The following is a 21743-nucleotide window of genomic DNA, read 5'->3' as shown; positions in this document are numbered from 1 at the left end:
ATGAGACCGGTAGTAGTAAAAGAAAAACAAGTAAATGAGACACAAATACATGCTGTAGAAGATGAGGTTAGACAAGCGAAAACGATGGATCGTGATATCGTAACACATGCGATGAAGCAATCCATTGCGAAATTGAATCCGAAAGTCATGATAAAGAATCCGATTATGTTCGTTGTGGAAATTGGGTTTATCATTACGTTCATTTTGTCTTTTCTTCCAAGCAGTTCTAGTAGTATACCAGGATGGTTTAATATAACAGTTTCTCTCATTCTATTATTTACAGTTTTATTTGCGAATTTTGCAGAAGCATTAGCAGAAGGTCGCGGTAAAGCACAAGCCGATTCTTTAAAACAGTCGAAGAAAGATGTGTTTGCAAATGTTGTAAAAGAAAATGGAGACATTGTCCAAGTTTCAGCAACTGATCTTAGAAAAGGTGATGTTGTTATCGTAAAACAAGGAGAAATGATTCCGAATGATGGTGAAGTAATCAAAGGATTAGCGTCTGTAGATGAATCTGCAATTACAGGAGAATCAGCTCCTGTAATAAAAGAAGCGGGTGGTGATTTTTGTTCCGTAACAGGTGGAACGATGGTGGTAAGTGATGAAATTACAATTGTTATTACGAGTAATCCTGGTGAATCATTTATCGACAAAATGATTTCTTTAGTAGAAGGAGCTGCTCGTCAAAAAACGCCGAATGAGATTGCTTTAAATACAGTATTAACGAGCTTAACTCTTATCTTCTTGATCGTCGTTGTGACGTTGCCGATTTTTACAAATTATTTAGGTTTTCAAATTGATACAGCTGTACTCGTAGCATTGTTAGTATGTTTAATTCCAACGACAATTGGTGGTTTGCTATCAGCGATTGGTATTGCTGGGATGGACCGGGTGACAAAATTTAACGTGCTAGCGATGTCAGGGAAAGCAGTAGAAGCTGCGGGCGATATTAATACAATTATTTTAGATAAAACAGGTACAATTACTTTTGGGAACCGAATGGCTCATACATTATTACCTGTAGGAAATGAAACGATTGAGCAAGTTGGAAAGTGGGCCGCTATTAGTTCTGTTTTAGATGAAACACCAGAAGGTCGATCTGTTATCGAGTATGTGCAGGGAAAATCTATATCATATAATAGAGAACTTGCAGAACAAGGTGAGTTTGTTCCGTTTAAAGCAGAAACGAGAATGAGTGGTGTTGATTTACAAGACGGAACGAAAGTGAGAAAAGGTGCTGTAGGTGCCGTTATTGAATGGGTTGAGTCACAAGGCGGAACAATTCCGAAAGATGTAAATCAAAAAGCAGACTTAATTTCAAAAGAGGGCGGAACACCACTTGTAGTTGCAGTAGATAATCGTATTTACGGTTTAATTTATTTAAAGGATACAGTAAAACCGGGTATGCGTGAGCGTTTTGAACAGTTACGCCAAATGGGGATTAAAACGGTTATGTGTACAGGTGATAATCCGTTAACAGCAGCAACCATTGCAAAAGAAGCTGGAGTAGATGAATTCGTTGCCGAGTGTAAACCGGAAGATAAAATTGCGGTTATTAAAGCAGAGCAAGATAAAGGGAAACTTGTAGCGATGACAGGTGATGGTACAAATGATGCTCCGGCATTAGCACAGGCTGACGTTGGATTAGCGATGAATAGTGGTACGACAGCAGCGAAAGAAGCGGCGAACATGATTGATTTAGACTCGAATCCGACGAAAATTATTGAGGTTGTAGGAATTGGTAAGCAATTGTTAATGACCCGAGGTGCGTTAACGACGTTTAGTATTGCAAATGATATAGCGAAATATTTTGCGATTATTCCAGCGATGTTTACACTTGCGATTCCGCAAATGGAAGCATTGAACATTATGAAATTAACATCACCACTGTCAGCGATTTTATCAGCATTAATATTTAACGCTGTTATTATTCCATTACTCATTCCGTTAGCGATGAAAGGTATCGCATATAAACCGATGAGTTCTAATGCATTGCTTAGCCGAAACTTACTTATTTATGGGCTTGGTGGAGTTATCGTTCCGTTCATTGGAATTAAAGTAATTGATATAATTGTCGGCTTGTTCATATAAGGAAGAGGGGAAAAAGATGGAGAAGAAACAAAGTATACTATCACCAATTATCCGTATTACTTTTACATTTCTAGTGTTGTGCGGACTTGTATACCCGCTTATTGTTACTGGTATTGCACAAGCCGTGATGAAGGATAATGCGGATGGAAGTCTAATATATAATGATAAAAATGAAGTGATTGGTTCTAAATTAATCGGGCAAAACTTCACGGATCCACGTTATTTTCAAGGGCGTGTTTCTAGTATTGAATATAAGGCTGAAGCATCTGGTTCAAATAACTATGCACCATCTAATCCAGATTTAGAGAAACGAGTAGAGAAAAGTATTGAAGAGTGGAAGAAACAAAATCCGAGAGTTCCAGTAACAGAAGTACCGATAGATTTAGTGACAAATTCAGGTTCAGGGCTTGATCCTGATATTAGTCCAAAGGCGGCCTCGGTGCAGGTGGATCGCATTTCGAAATTAACGAATATTCCGAAAGAAACGCTAGATCAATTGATTAAAGATCAAACAGAAGGTGCTGCACTTGGTTTATTTGGAGAAGATCGAGTGAATGTCTTAAAGCTAAATTTAGCATTACAAAAATTAATGAAATAGTAACAGTGCTACCTCAATCTAATGGATTGAGGTAGCGTTGTTTCGAATGAAAGGCAGTGTTTATTTTGTATGCGGATGATTATGAACCGAAGTTTCAAAGGCGAACGCCAGAGGAATATTTAGAATATATTCGGCAACAAAATCGGGGAAAGTTAAAGTTATATGTAGGAGCAGCTCCAGGCGTAGGAAAAAGTTATAAAATGCTCTTTGATGCAAGGGAAATGAAAAAAGATGGAATTGATATTGTAATTGGTTTAATTGAAACGCATGGAAGAAAAGAGACGGAAGAAGCAATTGCTGATTTAGAAAAAGTTCCTTTGAAAGAAATACAGTATAAAGGAAAGGTATTTTATGAGCTTGATGTGGAAGGAATAAAAAAACGCGCGCCTCAAGTAGTCGTAGTGGATGAACTTGCGCATAGTAATGTTCCTGGTTCTAAATATAAGAAACGTTATATGGATGTGCAGGAATTGTTAGAGGCTGGTATATCGGTATTATCAGCTTTTAATATTCAACATTTAGAAAGTGTTCATGATATTGTAGCTCAAATTACGAATGTAAAAGTAAGAGAACGAATTCCAGATTTTATTTTACAAAAAGCAAATGAAATTCAGCTCGTTGATGCAACACCGGAAGTACTTCGGAAGAGGTTAATAGACGGAAAGATATATAAAGAAGAAAAAATTCAGCAAAGCTTACAAAATTTCTTTACGCTTAATAATTTAGGAGCACTCAGGGAATTATCGCTTCGTGAAGTCGCTGACGATATGGACGAAAAGATTAGTCAAACAGTGATAGAACCAATCGGAGTGAAAGAAAAAATTCTCGTTTGTGTACAATACAGTTCAACAGCGGAGAAATTAATAAGACGGGGATGGCGCATGGCTGATCGGTTAAATGCTGAATTGTATGTATTAAATGTTGAAAGAGAAAATATAGACTCTCTTTCAGCTGGTAAAAAACAAACAATTGAAGAGTGGAAGACGCTCACGAATCAATTTGATGCAAGTTTTGTATTAGAAGAAGCAAGAGGGAGAAAGCCAGCGGATGTTATTATTGAGGTTGCGAAAAGATTACAAGTAACGCAAATTTTACTTGGGCAATCGGCAAGAACTCGTTGGGAAGAAATACGAAAAGGTTCGATTGTAAATGAGATTATGAGGCAAACGAGGTATATTGATATTCATATTGTTGCGGATCAAAGAGGATAAATAGAGCCGACCTTTTTGGGGGCTCTATTTTGCTTTTTGTACAGAATGAAAACTTAGCATTTTCATTGCATATAAGATTACAAGTAAAAACATAATTGCGCCTAGGAAGAAAATCCAAAAGTAATTTTGGTTAAATAAAAGAAATCCACCTACAAGTGGCCCTGTGCTCATACCAAGATAGCGGATGAAGTTGTACATACCGATAGCTGTTGCACGTTCTTGCACGAATTCTTCTGTTAATAAAGTAGTGTGAGTTGGCATAGAAAGTCCCATACTAAAACCGTACAAAGATGTAACGATAATGATGAATGGGATATTGATGCTATATGTGAAAGAGAATAAAACGACACATATAATATTGAAGAAACTCGTAATAAATAAAGTTTGCTTTGTTGTGAGGCGTTTTTGCAAAAACTTGTAGCAAAAACTTCCTAGCATGATAGAAAGAGACATTGGTACAAACATAAGACCAATTTCATTTGCAGCTTGATGAAATGAATTTGCTAAAATGCTCGGTAAAAAAACGAGAAAGCAAAAGTAAATACAAAATTGAATGAAGCCAATAAGAGTAATAGAAAATCCAGTTTTATTTTTTAAGATAAGAGAGTAATTCTTTTGTGCTTTAGACTGCTTAATTACATTTGGCTTTGTTTCTGGAAGTAGTGAAATGTTTATAATTAATAAGATAATGCCAAGTGTAGATAAAAAGAGAAATACAGATAAGTGACCATTTATACTGCCAAGAAATCCACCTATGAGAGGAGCCATTGCAGGTGCGAGGGCAAGTAACATTTGGTATAGGCTCATCGCTTCTCCGCGTTCTTTTCCTTCAAATAAATCGCCGATAATCGTTGCTGAAACTACAGGTATAGCCGCTATTCCTATAGCTTGAACAGCTCTAAAAAAGAGAAATAAATAAATGTTTGCCGAAAAAGCACATCCGATTGAACCAATTGTACTAATGACTAAACTAGGGATAAGGACAGATTTTCTCCCTTTTGTATCAATTAAAGGTCCATATACGAGCTGCATAATTGCAAGAACGAATGTGAAAAGTGAAACTGTTACATTTACAAGATAAAGAGAAGTGTGAAAAGAATTTTGAATCATCGGTAAGATAGGTGTGTAAATATTTTGAGCGAAGGAACCGAGTAAGGCACTAATACAGACAACATATAAAATGAAAGTTAGTTTAGATTTTTTCATCTTGTTAACCTCCTTGTGATTTAGTTTCCTAAGAAACTAAATTTATTTTAACATGATTTTCTTACTTGTAAAGATGAAAAAATGGTTTTAAAATGGTATATAGTTAAATTGTTTCTTTGGAAACTTAGGAGGCGAACGGATTGAAGCATGCAACGAAGCAAATGGAAATACTGTCGGACATTCGTACACTTTTGCATAAAAAAGAAGAACATTTAAAACGACAAAATGAGAAGTTTCTTCGTGAGACAGGCGTAAGTAGTATGTCTTTATCTGAGTTACATGTAATCGAATGTATCGGAAAAAATGGTTTGATGAATGTAACGGCAATTACGACAGAAATGGGCATGACGAAGGGAGCAATCTCTAAAATTTGTACAAAGTTGTTTCAAAAGCAATTCGTTGAGAAGATGCAAATGTTAGATAATCAAAAAGAAATCTTCTTCAGCTTAACGGAGAGTGGGAATGAAATATATAAAGCTCATGAAAAATTGCATAAGCAAGCTGAAGAAAAGTGGTTGTTACTTTTAGATGGATATACGAAAGAAGAGCAAGACTTTATTCAAAGGTTTATAAAGGATGTCTCCGGTCATTTGGAAATATAATTGGAAGAAAAAACTCCTTTTTCTCAAGGCTTTTAAATATAATTTCTGAAAGAACTCATATATAATAGAAAAAGATACTTAACATGGTGAATAATTAAAGAGTCAATATATATAGAGGAGAGAGTAACATGCTTGAAAATACGGGGTTAGTATTAGAAGGCGGCGGTATGCGTGGTGTATACACGGGCGGGATATTAGAATACTTTATGGAACAAGATTTATATTTTCCATATGTAATCGGTGTATCAGCTGGTGCTTGTCATGCAGCGTCGTATCTTTCCAGACAAAGAAATAGAAATAAAACGGTCAATATTGATTATGCATCACATCCGAAATATTTATCGTATAAAAACTTATGGAGAAAACGTCAGCTATTTGATATGGATTTCATTTTCCACGAAATTCCAGAAAAGCATGTGCCGTTTGATTTTGAAACATACTTTAATAGCCCGGAACGTTTCCTTGTAGGAACGACGGATTGTGAAACAGGGCAATCTGTTTATTTTGAAAAAGAAGGAACGAATGATGATGCGCTAAATTTATTACAAGCGTCTAGTTCATTGCCTTTCATTGCACCAGTAGTAAATTACCGCGGTAAACAACTGTTAGATGGCGGGATTTCTGATCCAATTCCAGTTCGTAAAGCGCAAGAGGATGGATTTAAAAAATCAGTCGTTATTTTAACGAGAAATTATGGCTACGCGAAGAAAAAATCAAAGTTTGGATGGGTTGCAGCGAAAGCTTATAAAAAATATCCGAACCTTGTTAACACGATGCTGAATCGTTATGAAGTGTATAATGAAACACTTCACTATATTGAAAAAGAAGAACAAGCTGGCAATTTATTTGTTATTCGCCCAGAAGTGCCGCTTCAAGTAGATCGTATGGAAAAAGATACAGCAAAACTACAAAATTTATACGAGCAAGGCTATGAAGATGCAAAGAGACAATTTGCAGATTTGCAGGCGTTTTTGCAAAAATAATAATTAGGCTGTGGAGATGGAGTTCTCTGCAGTCTTTTTATATTGCTACTTATACGTTACTTTTTAAAAATGTATGAATGTTTAAGTGTTTAAAGAGTTTGTAAAACATCGGGGTTTCTTGTTGAGGAGAATTTATTTGAAGGATATTATGATGATGTAGCGCTACTAAAATATTAAATTTATGAGGTGATTGTTAATGAAAGGAAAAGTTTTTTCAATTACGACTTTAGTATTATTAGCAACATCAATCTCAACAAGTGCATTCTATCCAACTCTAAGCGGTCACAAAAGCGGTAACCTACTATCTTATAGAGCTCAAACTACTACGAATCAAAATGCATCTCGTTGTTCAGTAGCAATTTCTTTTATTAAATCAAATGGAAATAATTCATATATTGAAAGCGCTTCAGACAAATTAGGGTCCCATGAATCTGGAAGAGCATTAAACGCAACTGTGAGTAATGGTGCATATAACGCCTTTGGTGCAAAAGGACTATACTCGGAGCATTATGCAAATGAGAATAATGACTATCAAGAAGATACACACAAAGGTACTTTTGATAGTAACGGTAACTTACGATTACAGTGGTAAAAAGCATTAAACAGTTGTCTTTATAAATATTTGGATAAGGAGAAGGGGATGTTCATCATCTCCTTCTTATTTAAAAGGAGCACAGACATGTACCTAGCTTTTAAAAATATAAAAAGCAATAAACTGTTTTTCTTAATTCTCCTTATGTCATTTTTTATTTCTTTTCTTTCTATATCAATAGCCGCACTTTTAACAGAATCTAAACGAAACTTTATATCTGCTTTTCAAATCGGTTTTCCAGAGAAGAATCAAATTTTAACTGTTCCGATAGCGAATGCAACTGAATTGGAAGAGATAATTCCTTTCATACAAGATATTTTTGTTAAAAGTGATATTTATGTAGAGCATTTAAAAGCATTAAATAGTTCAGGGGCAACAAAGATTATAGCTGTGAACTTAAAAGATGATTATTATTGGAAGCCATATATTTCTGAAGGACAATATTTTCATCGTGAAAATGTAAACGATATGGTTGTTGGCGATCAAACGAATGTAGAGGAGTTATATGAATTTGATGATACATATAAAAAAATAGGAACTATATCAAGAAAAGACAGTGACGTCGGTGTAGCAGGTATATACGTTCCACTTCAAAACTTACCTACTATATCTAAAAAAGGTATTATCGCGAGTAAACAATTACAATTAACAGTTGTTAATCCTACATCATCTATTCATAACGAAATAAAAAAGTTTATGGATAGGAGTAAAGAAGTGCTTTCGGGAGATGTTCAAATACTGAATGAACGAGATCTTCAGGAACTACATGTGACACATATAGATCCAGCAAATAAGTATTATTATAAATTTATTCTTGTTGCAATTGTTTCTGGCATTTCTGCGGTTTTATTTTGGATTTATAAAAAAGAAAGAGAGATTTCATTAAAAAAAGCAGTAGGTGCTTCTAATATATCTATTTACTGCGAACTATATATTCAAATTTTGTTTATTTCTCTAGTGGCGATGCTGTTGGTTTTTCTGGTGTTAGAAATGTTTTCTGGAACAATTCATACGTATTTTCAGACATACTTATTAAAACCGTTAACACCATATGTATTGGTATGTAATATTGTTTTTATAATTTTTCTTACAATTTTTGTTACTGTAATTCCAATCAAGCACATTATAAATATATATCCCGGAAAACATTTAAGAACGTAGGAGGTCTTCATGTTTTTTATATTTGATTCTATACGGTCTGTGAAAAAACGGTTGTTACCAAGTTTGATTATAGTAATTTCTTTAATTATTGCATTTTCTTCAGCAATAGAATTTGTTAGTAATCTTTCGGGATATCGAAAAATGATGACGGTAGCAAATAATTTATCGACTCATAAAAATTTCTATGAACTTTATGCGACGCAAGATATAACATTGTTTAGCGAAGAAAAAGCAAAAAGTGATTATCAACATTTCATGCAAGGGTTATCTAATACGATACCAATAACAAATAAAACAAATTATTTGTTCCGTAACTATTCACTTAGTTTAAAAAAAGAAAATGGAACGATAAAGACTCTTATTGTTGATAAAGATATTAATAAGTACTTTCATATACGAATTTCACAAGGAAGATATTTTGAGGAATCGGAATTTCATAAATCAGTATTTGATATTAGACCTGTTATATTAGGGGCTAATTATATAGAAAAGGTATCTATTGGTGATGTTATACCATCTGGAAAAATGAAGCTAAAAGTAATTGGCTTTTTAGAAAAAAATTCACCATTTACATATCCTCGAAGTGGTGAAATATCGGATAATCGTATTACATTATTAGATGACATGGCGATTTTACCAATTGGAACAGAAGAAATAGAGTTCTATAGTGTAGAACTTTTATACAATGGGTTAATTATAGAAACAAAGGAGCAGATAAATATAAATGAATTTCAAAAGAAAGTATTAAAGGTAACGGAAGGTAAGGGTTATTCGTATTATGTTACAAATCCGAATAAATTGTTAGAAAATGAAAAACAAGGTATTGATAATATGTCATACCCCTTATTATTAAGCGGTACAGTCTTATTTTTTTCATTTCTATCTATTGTATTGACATCAATGGCAGCACTTTATATGGAGCGTAAAAATATTTCTATTAAATCAGCGTTAGGTGCAAGCACTTTTCAAATATGTCTTCCATTTATTATTGAGTATATGTTGCTATTCGTTTTAGCGATATGTATAGGAATAATGTATTTTCAATGGGAGAATAGCGGAGTAATTGAAATTCAGAAAGGGCTAGAAAATAGTATAGTATCTTTCTTTGGAACGTTAAAAGTCTCTATAGAATCATTGGTTGTTATAGGTGCTTTATCACTTGTAATGATCCTCGTTATATATGCAATCATTTATTTCAATGTACTAAAAATAAAAAATACATATATGAAAGAGGTGTTATAGATGATTCAGCTCGCAAATGTGGCTAAGGGCTTTGGAAAGAATAATTTTAGTGCTTTAAAAGATATTAATCTTACAATAGAAAAAGGCGAAATGATAGCCATTATGGGCCCCTCTGGTTCGGGGAAGTCTACTCTCCTTAACATTATTGGCTTAATCGATAGCCCCTCTGCTGGAAAGTATTTTTTAGATGGAATGGATACGAGTACATTAAAGCAAAACTATCATAAGTATAGAAACACGGAAGTTGGATTTGTGTTTCAGAACTTTTCGCTACTCGATGATTATACGATTATTGAAAATGTAATGCTGCCACTTATATATAGAAGAATTTCTCATAAGAAACGTATGCAAATATCAAAAGAAATGCTGAAAATGGTAGGGCTTGAGAGGCATATTAACAAATATCCTTACGAGTTATCAGGAGGAGAACAGCAAAGAACAGCAATAGCAAGGGCTTTAGCACAAGATACAAAAATTATACTTGCTGATGAACCGACTGGTGCTCTTGATCAAGAAAATGGGGAAAAAATTATGAGTATTTTACAAGAGATTAATAAAGAAGGAAAAACAGTGCTAGTTGTTACACATGATCAAAAGGTAGCTGCATATTGTCAGAGGACGATACGGTTACTTAATGGTTGTATGGTATAATATGGATAATGTTGTGCGAAGAGGTGATACATATGGAAAATGTATATAAAGGACTTAGGCATACCGGATTTACTGCTATGCTTATTTTTGGAGGGGTATTTCTACTTCGCTGGCTCATACATGATGAGATGCTACTGGATCAGCTTATTGGATTTAGTGTAGGAATGGTAATGGTTGTTTCGTCAGTTTTCATTCAAAAGTATAGTAAAGAATTACAGATGAATGAGAAATATTAATAATTTTTAACTGCTGTTATCTTTTTCATAGTTTAGTAATCGTGGAGGCTTTCGTGTGATTTTCTTATTTGTAGTATATTTTGTTTTCATTATGACGTTGGTAATTACGTTTCTTCTTTCACAAAAGTCATATAAGAAGCCTGTTATTAAATATATACCAACGTTAGTATTGTTTATTTTGGCTTTCATTTCTTCTGCTATGTTTGTATTGAATAATGGAATGGGAGAGCTGATGATATCGGTCTCTTTAGGGGTTGCAGCGATAGTGAACGGTCTTTTACTTCAAAGTAGTTCGTGTGATTGTTGCAAAGGGAAAGTAGAGCATCGAATTCGATGCTCTACTTTTTATTTACGCTTCTTTTTAATAAATGAAAAGGCTAAAGCTGTAATTAAAATGCTGCCTTTAATGATATCTTGTGCATAATAAGGGACGTTCATCATTGTGAGTCCATTTAATATAATTCCAATTAATACCGAGCCGAGGAATGTTCCGACTATATTTGGTTTCTTGGCACCGAACATTGCGTAACCGATATAGGCAGCTGCGACTGCATCCATTAATAATGGAGCACCAGCTGAAACTTGTCCTGTTCCAACGCGGCTGCATAGAATAATGCCGCCAATAGAAGCTAGTAAACCACTAATCATATAAGCATATACACGGTAACGATCAGTAGGAATACCGGCTAATCTAGCAGCTTCTCGATTCCCACCAGTCATATAAAAGAAACGACCGTACGTTGTTTTTTCTAAAAATAGATGTGCAATTAAAACGACAGTAAGCATGATAATGACAGGGACTGGAATTCCTAAGACGGAACCTTGACCGATAAATAAAAAGGATGGAATAAAATGTCCTGTTGCACCGGACATTCCTTCATAAATTGAGGATCCTTTTGAAAATGTTAAGTGTAGTCCATTAACGATATACATGATACTTAATGTAGCTAGTAAATCGGGTAGTTTAATTCGGATAACGAGTAGTGCATTTAATAATCCAACTAATAATCCGCAAAGAATAGGAACAAGGAGTGTAACTAATAGTTCTTGTCGATATAAAACGAGACAAGAAGCAGCTGCAATTGTTGCTAAACTAGCGGTAGAGCCGACTGATAAATCAAATCCATCTACAATCAATGTAAAGGTAACGCCGATTGCAAGTAACGTTACGATGGAGATAGAACGTAAAATATCACTAATATTGTTATATGTTAAAAAAGAATCATTGACGATAGAGAAAAAAATTGTAACACCTATAATAATAGCAATTGTACTAAATTGATAAAAAAGATGAGTAGGTAAATATAGTTTCTTAGTTTTCGTTTTATGAACGAGATTCAATGGAATAGCTCCCTTCAGATAAATGTAAAAGCTGTTCAGGAGATAGTTCGCTTGGTAAGTATTCACCTACAAATTCTCCGTTTGCCAGTATAAGAATGCGATCAGCAACATGCAACGCTTCATCTTGTTCTCCTGTGAAATAAATTACGGAACTTCCGTTTTCTGTAATGTTGCGAATGAATTGAAAAATGTCTTGTTTCGCAGCGATGTCTACACCTTTAGTTGGCTCGTCTAAAAGAAATAGATTAGGTTTGAATCCACGCCACTTTGCAATTGAGACTTTTTGTTGGTTTCCACCGCTAAGTGAATGAATATGTGCCTTTGGGTCATTTGGTGAAATACCGAAAGAAGAAATTGCTGTAGTAGCATCATTTAATTCGGTTTGTTTTCGTTTCCAACCTGATTGATGTAAATTTGTGTGACTTATAATATCTTCCGAAAGAAATACGCCTTGTTTTCTTCTTTCTTCTGGTACAAGTGCGATTTTCGCTTTAATCGCATCTCGTGGTGTTTTAATCGTTAGTTTTTGACCGTCTATTTCTGCGTGATAAGTATGAAGAGCACCAAATAACGTTTCAGCAAGTGTTGTTTTTCCACTTCCAATTAATCCGTATATCACAACAGTTTCTCCTTTTCGTATTGTAAGAGAAAGGGGAGAATGACCTTCGTGTAATAGAAGCTCTTGTACTTTAAATAGTTCCTCGCTCCCGGTTTTTGGTGCGGTATTAATAGGAAGTGTAAGTTGTTTTCCAGTCATTGCTTCCACAATTTGTTGATCTGTAATCGTTGTAATGGTTTCAGAAAGGGCAACTTGACCGTTATGTAATACAGTTACATCATCCGCGAAATTTCGAATCTCTGATAAACGATGAGAAACTAAAAGGATGCCAATTCCTTTTGATGTTAAATCTTTTAATAGTTTCCCAAAGGTTTCAACTTCTTTTGGTCCAAGAGAAGAAGTAGGTTCATCTAATAAAAGGTAATTTGTATTGTTAGATAAAGCTCTTGCGATAAGAAGTAATTGTTTTTCATGTAATGAACAGTTTGAAACATCTTCCGAAACATTTAAATTTACCTGTACAGTTTGCAAATGTTGTTTAGCAAGTGCGATTAATTTGGACTTTGAAAATAGTACTTTATTTTGCATTGCTAAATGATCGATTAGTACATTTTCTAATACAGATAATCCGGGAATAAGTCCGTGATCTACTTCTTGTGTTACGAAAGAAATGCCATGCTTTTTTGCATCGCGCGGTGAAGTAAAGGAAACAGACTGAGTATCAATTTTTATATCGCCAACAACTGGTTGAATTTCACCAGTTGCTATTTTTAGTAAAGTACTTTTTCCCGCACCGTTCATGCCTAGTAAAGCGTGTACTTTTCCTTTTTGAATATGAATAGAAACATCTTCTAGAACAGGTGTAGCGACATGATAAGAATGTGTAATGTTTTGAAGAGAGAACGTCATCATTTTTTCTCCTTCTCTAATTTTTTCATCCAAGGGGAATATGCATCTTTTGAGTCTCCCCAACCGTTTATATATTTTGATAACTGATCCATTGTTATATTTTCTTTTGGTAAACTATTTTTCTTTACTAAATAAGGTTCTAGTGAATAAATATCTGGCGTTTGTTCGCCAGCAATTTTTTTGTATAAAAATCGTACTTGAACCTTACCTACTTCAGCTGGATCAGTTGCAGCTGTAACAGTCCAAGGTGAGTTTTCTTTTTGCATGAGTTGTAAATCCTCATTACTTAAGTCAATGCCATATACTTTTATATCTGTACGACCAGCTTGTTCAAGTGCTTTAACAGCCCCTTTAGCAAACTCATCCCACGAAGCGAAAATAGCTTGTAAATCGCCTTTTTTCGGATATTTCTTTAGTAAAGCTTCTACTTGTGTTTGTGTATCGAGCGGTGTGTTATTACTAGCAGTACCGAATCTTGCAACTTCTTTTATATTTGGATACCGTTTATAAAAAGCATCAATGATAACATTGCGACGTTCCATTGGAGCAAATCCGCCGACCCATACAACTGCGATATTTCCTTGTCCATTCAAATCTTCCGCTAACGTTTTTAATGATTTCCATGCAAGACTATAGTCATCTTGATCAATAATTGTCACACCTGGCAAGCGTAGATCGTTATCGAACGCAACTACGGGAATGTTCGCCTGTAACGCTTTTTCTACTCCAGGTTTTAGTGCTTCAGAACGGCCATGATCAATTAAAATACCATCCACTTTTGAATTAATAGCAGTATCTAAATTTGCAGCCATTTTTGCTAAATCGTTATCAGAATTGTAGACTTGTACACTGCCGCCAAATAGCTCAACTTGTTTTTTGACACCCTCAATATATTGAGAGGAAAAAGTTCCGATGGACATTTGCATAATTAATGCGATTTTTAATGGCTTCTTCATTTGGCTTGGAATTTCTGTATGTAATTGATTTTCTACCGTTGTAGTCGCCTTTCTCACAGTTTGTTGCTTTTGTGAAGAGATAGCATCTTGTTCATTTGTACAAGCCGCTAATGTAAATAAGAGAAAAATAAGTACGATGGAACATAATTTTTTCATAAAAAAATCCCTCCTAAACTAAGAAGAGAGAGGAGGGAGTGAAAATAAAAAACGCCTTTTCATATAGAAAAGACGCCTTATCATATTACTCTTATCTTTCAACACAATGTGTTGTAAGAATTAGCACCGTGCCCGTAAATGGGTCGGTTGCCGGGCTTCGTAGGGCTCATCCCTCCACCTGCTCTTGATAAGACATCGAATATTTAACTATTTTGAATTATTCCACAAACAAATGTTGTTGTCAAACAGTATTTATAAAAAAATCCCTCAGGAAGAGGGATTTTAATGTGGTAAGAATATCAATTGATAAGCAAACAAAATTCCAAATACATATACAAGTGGGTGAACAGCACGGAATTTACCTTTTGCCACTTTCATAAGTGGGTATGAAATAAATCCAAGTGCGATACCTGTTGCAATACTTGATGTAAGTGGCATGCTTAAGATTACTAAAAATGCTGGGAATGCTTCATCAAATGCGTCCCAATCGATGTGGCGAACTGAACCCATCATAAGACTACCAACGATAATTAATGATGGTGCAGTAATAGCTGATACACCAGAAACAGCACTTACTAATGGGCCGAAGAATGCTGTTAGTGCGAATAGAACAGCTACTGTAACAGTTGTTAAACCAGTACGACCACCAGCTGCAACACCAGCAGATGATTCAATGTAAGCTGTTGATGGTGTTGTTCCGAACATAGAACCAATAGTTGCTGAGAATGAGTCAGATAGAAGAGCTCGTCCTGCTTTTGGAAGCTTTCCGTCTTTCATAAATCCACCTTGTTGTGCAACGCCAAGTAATGTACCTGTTGTATCGAATAGTGTAACAAGGAAGAATGAGAATACAACGCCATATAATCCGTAGTTAATTACGTCAGATACAGCAGTAATTGGATTTGAAACGATAATTCCTTCTGGTAATCCAGGCATTGATGTAACACCGTTTGAGAATGTTAACTGTCCTGTGAAGAAAGCGATAATACCAGTTAAGAGCATACCAATAAATAGTGCGCCATTTACATTTAAAGACATAAGAACAATAGTAATTCCAAGTCCAGCTAGTGCTAGTAGAACTGGAGCAGAGTGAAGATCACCAAGTCCAACTAAGTTTGCATCATTTTTTGTAACGATACCTGTTAAACGTAAACCGATAAAGGCGATGAAAAGACCGATACCAGCAGTAATTGCATGTTTTAAGTTTTCAGGAATTGCTTCCATTAATTTTGTACGGAAAGATGTAAATGATAGCAAAATTAAAATCATACCTGCTACGAATACAGCAGAGAATGCAATTGCGAAAGTCATGCCTTCATGCGCTTTTACAACAGAGTAAGAGAAGTAAGCATTTAATCCCATACCTGGCGCGATTGCGATTGGTAAGTTTGTAAAGATTGCCATAAATAATGTTCCGACAACAGCAGCAATAATTGTTGCTGTAAATGCTTGTTCAAATGGAACACCTGCATCCCCAAGGATAACAGGATTTACGACAATGATATATGCCATTGTTAAGAAGGTAATAATACCTGCCATAATTTCAGTTTTAATAGAAGTTTTATGTTTTGAAAGGTTAAACATATAAACATCCTTTCTGTTTACGAATAATTTTCACAACAGTTATATATAATATTCGTTTTTAAACTATTTTGCAATAGTTTTGCATAAAAAGTTTATAACAATTCATATTTTGTGTCTTAAATTCGAATATTAATCGTAAAACGATGTGTGAATTTCAGCTTTTTATTGTGCACATGATAAGGAAAAGGAGTTGAAAGCAGCTATGCCACAGCAAAAAAACTTTATAACAATGCCTGCGCAACATCAAAATAAGCAGCCGGGGATTGAATCATTAATGAATCCACTTCCGCAGTTTGAAGATCCAAATTATAAAGGAAGTGAAAAGTTAAAAGGAAAGAATGTGTTAATTACGGGAGGAGATAGCGGAATTGGACGCGCAGTTTCCATCGCTTTTGCAAAAGAGGGAGCAAATGTTGCGATTGCTTATTTAGATGAGGAAGAAGATGCTAATGAGACGAAGCAATATGTTGAGAAAGAAGGTGTAAAGTGTGTATTGTTGCCGGGTGATTTAAGTGATGAACAGCATTGTAAAGATGTTGTTCAAGAGACCGTCCAGCAGCTAGGTAGTTTACAGGTTTTAGTAAATAATGTCGCGCAGCAATATCCGCAGCAAGGACTAGAGTATATTACAGCAGAACAGCTAGAAAAGACTTTTCGTATTAATATTTTTTCTTATTTTCACGTTGCGAAAGCCGCACTTTCTCATTTAAAGCAAGGGGATGTCATTATAAATACCGCGTCTATCGTTGCATACGAAGGAAATGAAACTTTAATTGATTATTCCGCAACGAAAGGAGCAATCGTAGCTTTTACAAGATCACTTTCACAATCGTTAGTGCAAAAAGGGATTCGTGTAAATGGTGTTGCACCAGGACCGATTTGGACACCACTTATTCCATCGAGCTTTGATGAGAAGAAAGTCTCTCAGTTTGGGAGCAATGTCCCTATGCAAAGACCTGGTCAACCATATGAATTAGCGCCGGCATACGTATACTTAGCGTCTGGCGATTCATCTTATGTTACTGGACAAATGATACATGTAAATGGGGGCGTTATTGTAAATGGATAGTTTTCATTTATAAGAGCAAAGTAAAGCTAATTACAATTATTATGGCGAGCGCTAGGGGGGATGTAGGTGAAAAGGGTATGTTTCGTTTTACTATTATTTTTCTTCCTACCGGTTAGTGCTTTTGCTGATACAGATCATTTAATATTAGTGAATCTTACGACAAATCAGTTGTCTTTTTTTGAGAATGGAAATTATACAAAAACATTTCCAGTAACGACTGGAAGAGATCGTACACCTACGCCTGAGGGTAATTTTTGTATTATAACGAAATTTAAAAATAAAGAATACCATCGAAAAAAAATAGCTGGGGGTGCACCGAATAACCCTCTCGGTACGAGGTGGCTTGGACTAGATAAGAATGAATATGCGATTCACGGGACGAACCGGGAATGGACGATTGGAAGTAGGGAATCAAATGGCTGTATTCGCATGCATGACAGGGATATACAATGGTTATATGACCGAGTACAATTACAAACAAAAGTAATCATTTCTCGTTTTCATACGAGCCCCGAATATGAAGCGAATAAGCTTGGTTATCGCGTTGTGAGCTGGAATGGTCGAAAAATAGAAAAAGAACAAATTGGAGTACTTACGTTAGTAGACCGCGCGGATATATATTGGCAAGAACCAAATGGGCAGTTAACGAAGGTAAAAACTGTATTGCCAAATGAAAGATATCCAGTGTACTCAAAACGAAAAGATGGAATATATTATATAGGAAACAATTCGTATATTATAGATGAAACAGGAGAGAAAGTTCGTTACGAGCAAATTCCTTCTTCGATTTTAAGTAATATATATAAACGGAAATACAATGTTCCGTAATGGCTACCGTATTATAGACGGTAGCTTATTTATACTTGGAGTTTAACTGCAACTATTGTATTTTGCTGAATATAATACAGTACAGATAGGGGGCGGTTATATTATGAAAAGTGAATTTGCGTTTAAAGTTTTCTTAGTAACGACCTGTTTATTTATCGTGTATTTATATGCGTTTCTCGTCTTTTCTTTTTATGTTCCATATGTTGATTTAATATTGTTCTTCGGATTTATTTGGGCGTTTGTGAAAGCGAGGGAAGGAGAGAAGAGTATATATCGGCGCATTACCCTATGCGGGACGGCCGTTCTCGTTATTTTGTACTTTTTTATTATGCATGATTTTTGGAGAGGGATGTAAAAAAGCATACGATGAATCGTATGCTTTTTATGTTTAATATTTAGGCTTAAATGTATGACAACAAGTCTCTACACTCGTTGCTACAGAACTTTCTAGCGTCTCGTTTGTTAAAACAGCAGCTGTATATGAATCATTTTCAGTTTGACCAGTTTCATCTGCATCAGGCTGAACGATGATCGCACTTGCTTGACAAAAGTTACCTTGTCCCCAAAAAGAACAGTTGGAAACAGAACATCTTACTTCTGGCATAAAACCCCCTCCTTATACATTAGTGTGGGATTTTACGCCCATTTCATGTGTAGAAGGAGTTTCCTTTTCTTATTACTTTTTCGTTTGTTCAAGCCATTCTTTTAATTTGTCTTTCGGCTGTTCACCACTAATACGGCTCACTTCTTTGCCATCTTTAAAATGAATGATTGTTGGTGTACCTTGAATTTTATATTCATCCCAAGGAACATCTAATTTTTCAATATCCATAACTTTCATATCAACGTTCAAGTCTTTAGCCATTGGCACTACGACAGGAGATAATTTTTGGCAATGAACGCAAGATGTTTGATAAAAGTATACTGTTTCTTCTTTTTTCTCTTTTAAGTTCTTTTGAAGATCTGAAAGAGAGATTTTATTTGTGTAGTAGTCAGGACCATCTGTTTGACTACCAGTAGCATTATCAATTTTTTGGCTAGTTGAAGCTTTTTTTTCTTCCATTTGTGTTACAGCGAAAATTGCCGCAAACAAGGCGATAATAATACCACCAAATATAAGCATTTTTTTCATTCTTTCATCTCCTTATTTGTTTTTGATGACAATAAAGCTACAAACAGCGATTGTAATAAAGCCGATAAGTGCTAAAAACGGGATTGTCACAAAGCCGAACCAGTTTATGTATTCTCCCGTACATGGTACACGTCCACAAGCTGCCCCAGCAGCTGAAAATGCTGCGACTTTTTGAATTGCATAGTGATATAAAGAAATACAAGCACCAATAGTTGCGATTGGTAAAGAATAATTTGCGATGCGATAGTCTTTCTTTGCCACAGCGATACCGAGCCATAAAACGAATGGATACATAAAAATACGTTGATACCAACAAAGAACACAAGGCTCAAATTTCATGATTTCGGAAAAGTACAGACTTCCTAGTGTAGCGATAAAAGAAGCTCCCCATGCGGTAAGTAAAGCATATTCTTGCTTTTTTTCTCGTCCCATATTTTATACCTCTCTTATAATAGTTACATACTAAATTATAGTATGAAGTGGTATGGAAAAGAAAGAAAAAATATGTTTATCAATAAAAGTTTTATAAGGAGAAACTTTTATTGATATAAATATTTTAAAAAAGCGCCATTCTCCGGAAGAGAATAGCGCTATAGTTTACATTTGAATTTGTTCTACTTCTTCTACATGCGACTTTTGGGATGCGTGGTCAATATATTGAAATAGGAGCTGTAATTGTTTATCAACTTCTGGTAGTTCTTTACTGTATTGATAAGCGTGTAAAAAATGCTCAATACGCTTAGAAAATAATTGATCGTTCGTTTGAACCATGAGAACGAGTAATTTATCCCAGTTACAGCAATACGTGTAATAGAGAGCTTTATCATAGTCGTTATATGTTTGCACTGTGTACCCTCCTTACCGAGAGTTATATATAGTGTGTGATAAGTAAGGAGAAATACACTTGAAAGAATTTGTTAAGAAAAAAAGTGAATGAAAAGAAAAAACGAGGAGTTTCCTCGTTCTTTAAGCTTTTGGCATTGGCGTAGGTGTTGGTTTGCCATAGCCTTCTTTGTATTTATTATCGATATAGTTACGAATTTCAAGCGTTGATTTTCCTTTTTGTTTCATGGAAGCAGATTCAACTGCGATTTCTAGGCAATTGACGCAAGTCGTTGCATGGGAGTCCCAAACAACTTCACCATTCTTTTTAATTTCACGAATAAAGCAGTTTTTATTATTTTTATGTCCTACACTTTCACCGCAACCACAATAGCATGGAATCCAATCTAATAGCTCTGCATTTTGTCCAGCGACGGTGTAGATATCTTTCATTTGTGGATCAAGCTTATCTAGGAAGGTCGGAAGTGTGTCGACTCCTTTTGTTTTCTCTTGAATGTCAGCTTGCTGAGTGTGCGATGCGTGGTCATGTTCTTCTTTTTTTGATTCAGAAGATTTTTGGTCATTTGTACCAGTACTTCCGCATCCAGCAAGAATTAAGCTTAGTACTGCAAGTAAAGAAAATACATACTTTTTCATTCGCTTGTCCCCTTTACAAATGTATTAATCAAATTGTATCAGAGATTACGGTGTATCGGTTGAAGATTTTTTCGACTGATTTTTGAAGCGCCATCTTAGCGAATGGAATAGAAATAAAAGTGGGATATAAGCGTATACAATATATAAACCTGCTTGAGATAGTACGGTATTTAATGTGTTGATACTTTCACGGTTTGTGAAAAGTAGAGAAGCTGAAAATATGATGAAAATAAAAAACGGTAATGTAAATTTAAATGAAATATGAAAGGAACGCTTCATCGTTTGACATGATGACCAAATGGTTAAGCAAAGGTTTGGTAAAATAATTAAAAACCAAACGAAAATAATAATATATTCAAAGCGCTGAATAAAAGGAACTTTAATTATTTTTAACATCGTTAAAGTAGGCCAAATAGTACGGTTTAATTGTCCCTCGCTGTAATACATAAAAGATACGATAGCTAAAACTACATAAATTAAGGTGCTACAAGCAATTCCAGCATGGGCCCATCGCTTTAAAGATTTTCCTTTTTCAATAAAGGGATAAAAGATAAGAATTGTTTCAAACCCTAGAAATTCCAATGCAGAGTGTTTTGCAGATATAAGCATGTCAAAAGGTGAATGTGTAAAAATAGGTAAAATATTACGGAAATGAGCATATTTCATTGGATAGATTAAAAAGAATACAACGAAAATAGGAAGAACAATACCCCAAAAACATATCCCTGTCACAGAACGGAAGCCACCTTTTATAATGTAGTAAGTGACTAACAAAAACATAAGCGTAAGTTTCCATAACTTAATGGTAGGGAAAATCCAAACTTGTATCACTTCCATATATGTACGAAGAACAGTAAGGCAAAATAATAAGCAATAAAGAGTGAAAATTACAGAAAATATAGAGCCAAACCACTTTCCAAAGGTTGTTGTATGAATACTAATTAAATCTCCGTCTTTTTCAAGCATTTTTAACATACAAAACAGCACAATATGAGTTGCAATTCCCGCAATAATAAGAGAAATCCAGGCATCATAACCAGCGTTTTTTAAAATTACACGTTGATATCCGAGAATTCCTATACCAATCTGGAGAGAATGCAATAAAATAAATGCAAAATATGGAGAGACTGTCTTTGTTTTATTTATTGTATTCATTG

24 protein-coding genes, 1 pseudogene and 1 riboswitch are annotated in these 21743 nt (G+C 34.9%); of the genes and pseudogenes, 14 read left to right on the top strand and 11 right to left on the bottom strand.

Features of this window, described 5'->3' with window-relative positions:
* Genes kdpB through kdpDN form a run of 3 tightly spaced genes read left to right on the top strand, consistent with a single transcriptional unit; the run spans position 1 to position 3900 of the window.
* Entirely contained in the window at positions 1-2091 is a 2091-nt protein-coding gene (gene kdpB, locus BUA87_RS13645; protein WP_072939971.1) for a potassium-transporting ATPase subunit KdpB, read from the top strand.
* Between the two features lie 16 nt (positions 2092-2107).
* Positions 2108-2689, top strand: a complete 582-nt coding sequence (kdpC, locus tag BUA87_RS13640; protein WP_065228319.1) for a K(+)-transporting ATPase subunit C — start codon at positions 2108-2110, stop codon at positions 2687-2689.
* A 56-nt stretch (positions 2690-2745) separates the two neighbouring features.
* Entirely contained in the window at positions 2746-3900 is a 1155-nt protein-coding gene (kdpDN, locus tag BUA87_RS13635; RefSeq protein ID WP_072939968.1) for a KdpD-like non-kinase potassium sensor, read from the top strand.
* 24 nt (positions 3901-3924) lie between these two features.
* On the opposite strand, the gene BUA87_RS13630 is transcribed toward kdpDN, so the two are convergent.
* Positions 3925-5106: an MFS transporter gene (locus tag BUA87_RS13630; RefSeq protein ID WP_000748721.1), complete on the bottom strand. Its 1182-nt coding sequence runs from the start codon at positions 5104-5106 to the stop codon at positions 3925-3927.
* A gap of 140 nt (positions 5107-5246) precedes the next feature.
* On the opposite strand from BUA87_RS13630, the gene BUA87_RS13625 reads away from it, so the two are divergent.
* The 8 genes and pseudogenes from BUA87_RS13625 to BUA87_RS13590 all read left to right on the top strand — a co-directional run bounded on the left by BUA87_RS13625 (position 5247) and on the right by BUA87_RS13590 (position 10893).
* Positions 5247-5708, top strand: a complete 462-nt coding sequence (locus tag BUA87_RS13625) for a MarR family transcriptional regulator (RefSeq protein WP_000679681.1) — start codon at positions 5247-5249, stop codon at positions 5706-5708.
* A 128-nt stretch (positions 5709-5836) separates the two neighbouring features.
* Positions 5837-6691: a patatin-like phospholipase family protein gene (locus BUA87_RS13620; RefSeq protein WP_000892686.1), complete on the top strand. Its 855-nt coding sequence runs from the start codon at positions 5837-5839 to the stop codon at positions 6689-6691.
* Positions 6692-6887: 196 nt separating this feature from the next.
* Positions 6888-7283 (top strand): hypothetical protein, encoded by a 396-nt coding sequence (locus BUA87_RS13615; protein ID WP_000676983.1) that lies wholly within the window; start codon positions 6888-6890, stop codon positions 7281-7283.
* Between the two features lie 87 nt (positions 7284-7370).
* Positions 7371-8444 (top strand): ABC transporter permease, encoded by a 1074-nt coding sequence (locus tag BUA87_RS13610; RefSeq protein ID WP_016513708.1) that lies wholly within the window; start codon positions 7371-7373, stop codon positions 8442-8444.
* A 9-nt stretch (positions 8445-8453) separates the two neighbouring features.
* Entirely contained in the window at positions 8454-9686 is a 1233-nt protein-coding gene (locus BUA87_RS13605; RefSeq protein WP_000465078.1) for an ABC transporter permease, read from the top strand.
* Positions 9687-10337 carry an ABC transporter ATP-binding protein gene (locus tag BUA87_RS13600; protein ID WP_072939965.1) on the top strand — a complete coding sequence of 217 codons (651 nt, stop codon included), beginning with the start codon at positions 9687-9689 and terminating at the stop codon, positions 10335-10337.
* 8 nt (positions 10338-10345) lie between these two features.
* Complete coding sequence (locus BUA87_RS13595) at positions 10346-10573, top strand: hypothetical protein (protein ID WP_072939990.1); 228 nt, start codon at positions 10346-10348, stop codon at positions 10571-10573.
* 55 nt (positions 10574-10628) lie between these two features.
* Positions 10629-10893: pseudogene (locus BUA87_RS13590) on the top strand (sugar ABC transporter ATPase).
* A gap of 25 nt (positions 10894-10918) precedes the next feature.
* Here BUA87_RS13590 and BUA87_RS13585 read toward each other — a convergent pair.
* From BUA87_RS13585 to BUA87_RS13570, 4 genes are all read right to left on the bottom strand, one after another.
* Positions 10919-11914: an ABC transporter permease gene (locus tag BUA87_RS13585; RefSeq protein WP_001054980.1), complete on the bottom strand. Its 996-nt coding sequence runs from the start codon at positions 11912-11914 to the stop codon at positions 10919-10921.
* Positions 11898-13385, bottom strand: a complete 1488-nt coding sequence (locus BUA87_RS13580; protein ID WP_072939987.1) for a sugar ABC transporter ATP-binding protein — start codon at positions 13383-13385, stop codon at positions 11898-11900. Before BUA87_RS13580 ends, BUA87_RS13585 begins: the two co-directional genes overlap by 17 nt.
* Complete coding sequence (locus BUA87_RS13575; RefSeq protein WP_072939962.1) at positions 13382-14494, bottom strand: sugar ABC transporter substrate-binding protein; 1113 nt, start codon at positions 14492-14494, stop codon at positions 13382-13384. The genes BUA87_RS13580 and BUA87_RS13575 overlap by 4 nt, the downstream gene beginning before the upstream one ends.
* 88 nt (positions 14495-14582) lie before the next feature.
* A riboswitch (SAM riboswitch) is annotated at positions 14583-14688 on the bottom strand.
* Between the two features lie 88 nt (positions 14689-14776).
* On the bottom strand, positions 14777-16078 hold the full coding sequence (locus tag BUA87_RS13570) for an NCS2 family permease (protein WP_000482717.1): 1302 nt from the start codon (positions 16076-16078) through the stop codon (positions 14777-14779).
* 202 nt (positions 16079-16280) lie between these two features.
* Here BUA87_RS13570 and BUA87_RS13565 point away from each other — a divergent pair, with 202 nt between their 5' ends.
* The 3 genes from BUA87_RS13565 (at position 16281) to BUA87_RS13555 (ending at position 18330) form a co-directional block, all read left to right on the top strand.
* Positions 16281-17147 (top strand): SDR family oxidoreductase, encoded by an 867-nt coding sequence (locus BUA87_RS13565; protein ID WP_072939959.1) that lies wholly within the window; start codon positions 16281-16283, stop codon positions 17145-17147.
* Positions 17148-17213: 66 nt separating this feature from the next.
* Complete coding sequence (locus BUA87_RS13560) at positions 17214-17975, top strand: L,D-transpeptidase (RefSeq protein ID WP_072939956.1); 762 nt, start codon at positions 17214-17216, stop codon at positions 17973-17975.
* A gap of 103 nt (positions 17976-18078) precedes the next feature.
* Positions 18079-18330, top strand: a complete 252-nt coding sequence (locus BUA87_RS13555; protein WP_000834195.1) for a hypothetical protein — start codon at positions 18079-18081, stop codon at positions 18328-18330.
* Between the two features lie 33 nt (positions 18331-18363).
* Here BUA87_RS13555 and BUA87_RS13550 read toward each other — a convergent pair whose 3' ends face one another.
* The 6 genes from BUA87_RS13550 to BUA87_RS13525 all read right to left on the bottom strand — a co-directional run bounded on the left by BUA87_RS13550 (position 18364) and on the right by BUA87_RS13525 (position 21741).
* Positions 18364-18579 (bottom strand): DUF1540 domain-containing protein, encoded by a 216-nt coding sequence (locus tag BUA87_RS13550; RefSeq protein ID WP_001115481.1) that lies wholly within the window; start codon positions 18577-18579, stop codon positions 18364-18366.
* 72 nt (positions 18580-18651) lie between these two features.
* A complete protein-coding gene (locus tag BUA87_RS13545; protein ID WP_000738432.1) occupies positions 18652-19107 on the bottom strand; it encodes a thioredoxin family protein in 456 nt (151 codons plus the stop codon).
* Between the two features lie 12 nt (positions 19108-19119).
* Positions 19120-19539, bottom strand: a complete 420-nt coding sequence (locus tag BUA87_RS13540) for a disulfide formation protein C (protein WP_000532261.1) — start codon at positions 19537-19539, stop codon at positions 19120-19122.
* 165 nt (positions 19540-19704) lie between these two features.
* Positions 19705-19953 (bottom strand): YhdB family protein, encoded by a 249-nt coding sequence (locus BUA87_RS13535; RefSeq protein ID WP_001195459.1) that lies wholly within the window; start codon positions 19951-19953, stop codon positions 19705-19707.
* A 120-nt stretch (positions 19954-20073) separates the two neighbouring features.
* A complete protein-coding gene (locus BUA87_RS13530) occupies positions 20074-20586 on the bottom strand; it encodes a PCYCGC domain-containing protein (RefSeq protein WP_000761026.1) in 513 nt (170 codons plus the stop codon).
* Positions 20587-20631: 45 nt separating this feature from the next.
* A complete protein-coding gene (locus BUA87_RS13525; protein WP_072939954.1) occupies positions 20632-21741 on the bottom strand; it encodes a GerAB/ArcD/ProY family transporter in 1110 nt (369 codons plus the stop codon).
* Positions 21742-21743: the final 2 nt, after the last annotated feature.

It is taken from the genome of Bacillus sp. bc15 (assembly GCF_900142585.1).
In the GTDB taxonomy this organism is placed as follows: domain Bacteria; phylum Bacillota; class Bacilli; order Bacillales; family Bacillaceae_G; genus Bacillus_A; species Bacillus_A cereus.
The sequence above is the reverse complement of the archived record's forward strand: the minus strand, read 5'-3'. Positions and strand labels throughout refer to the sequence as shown.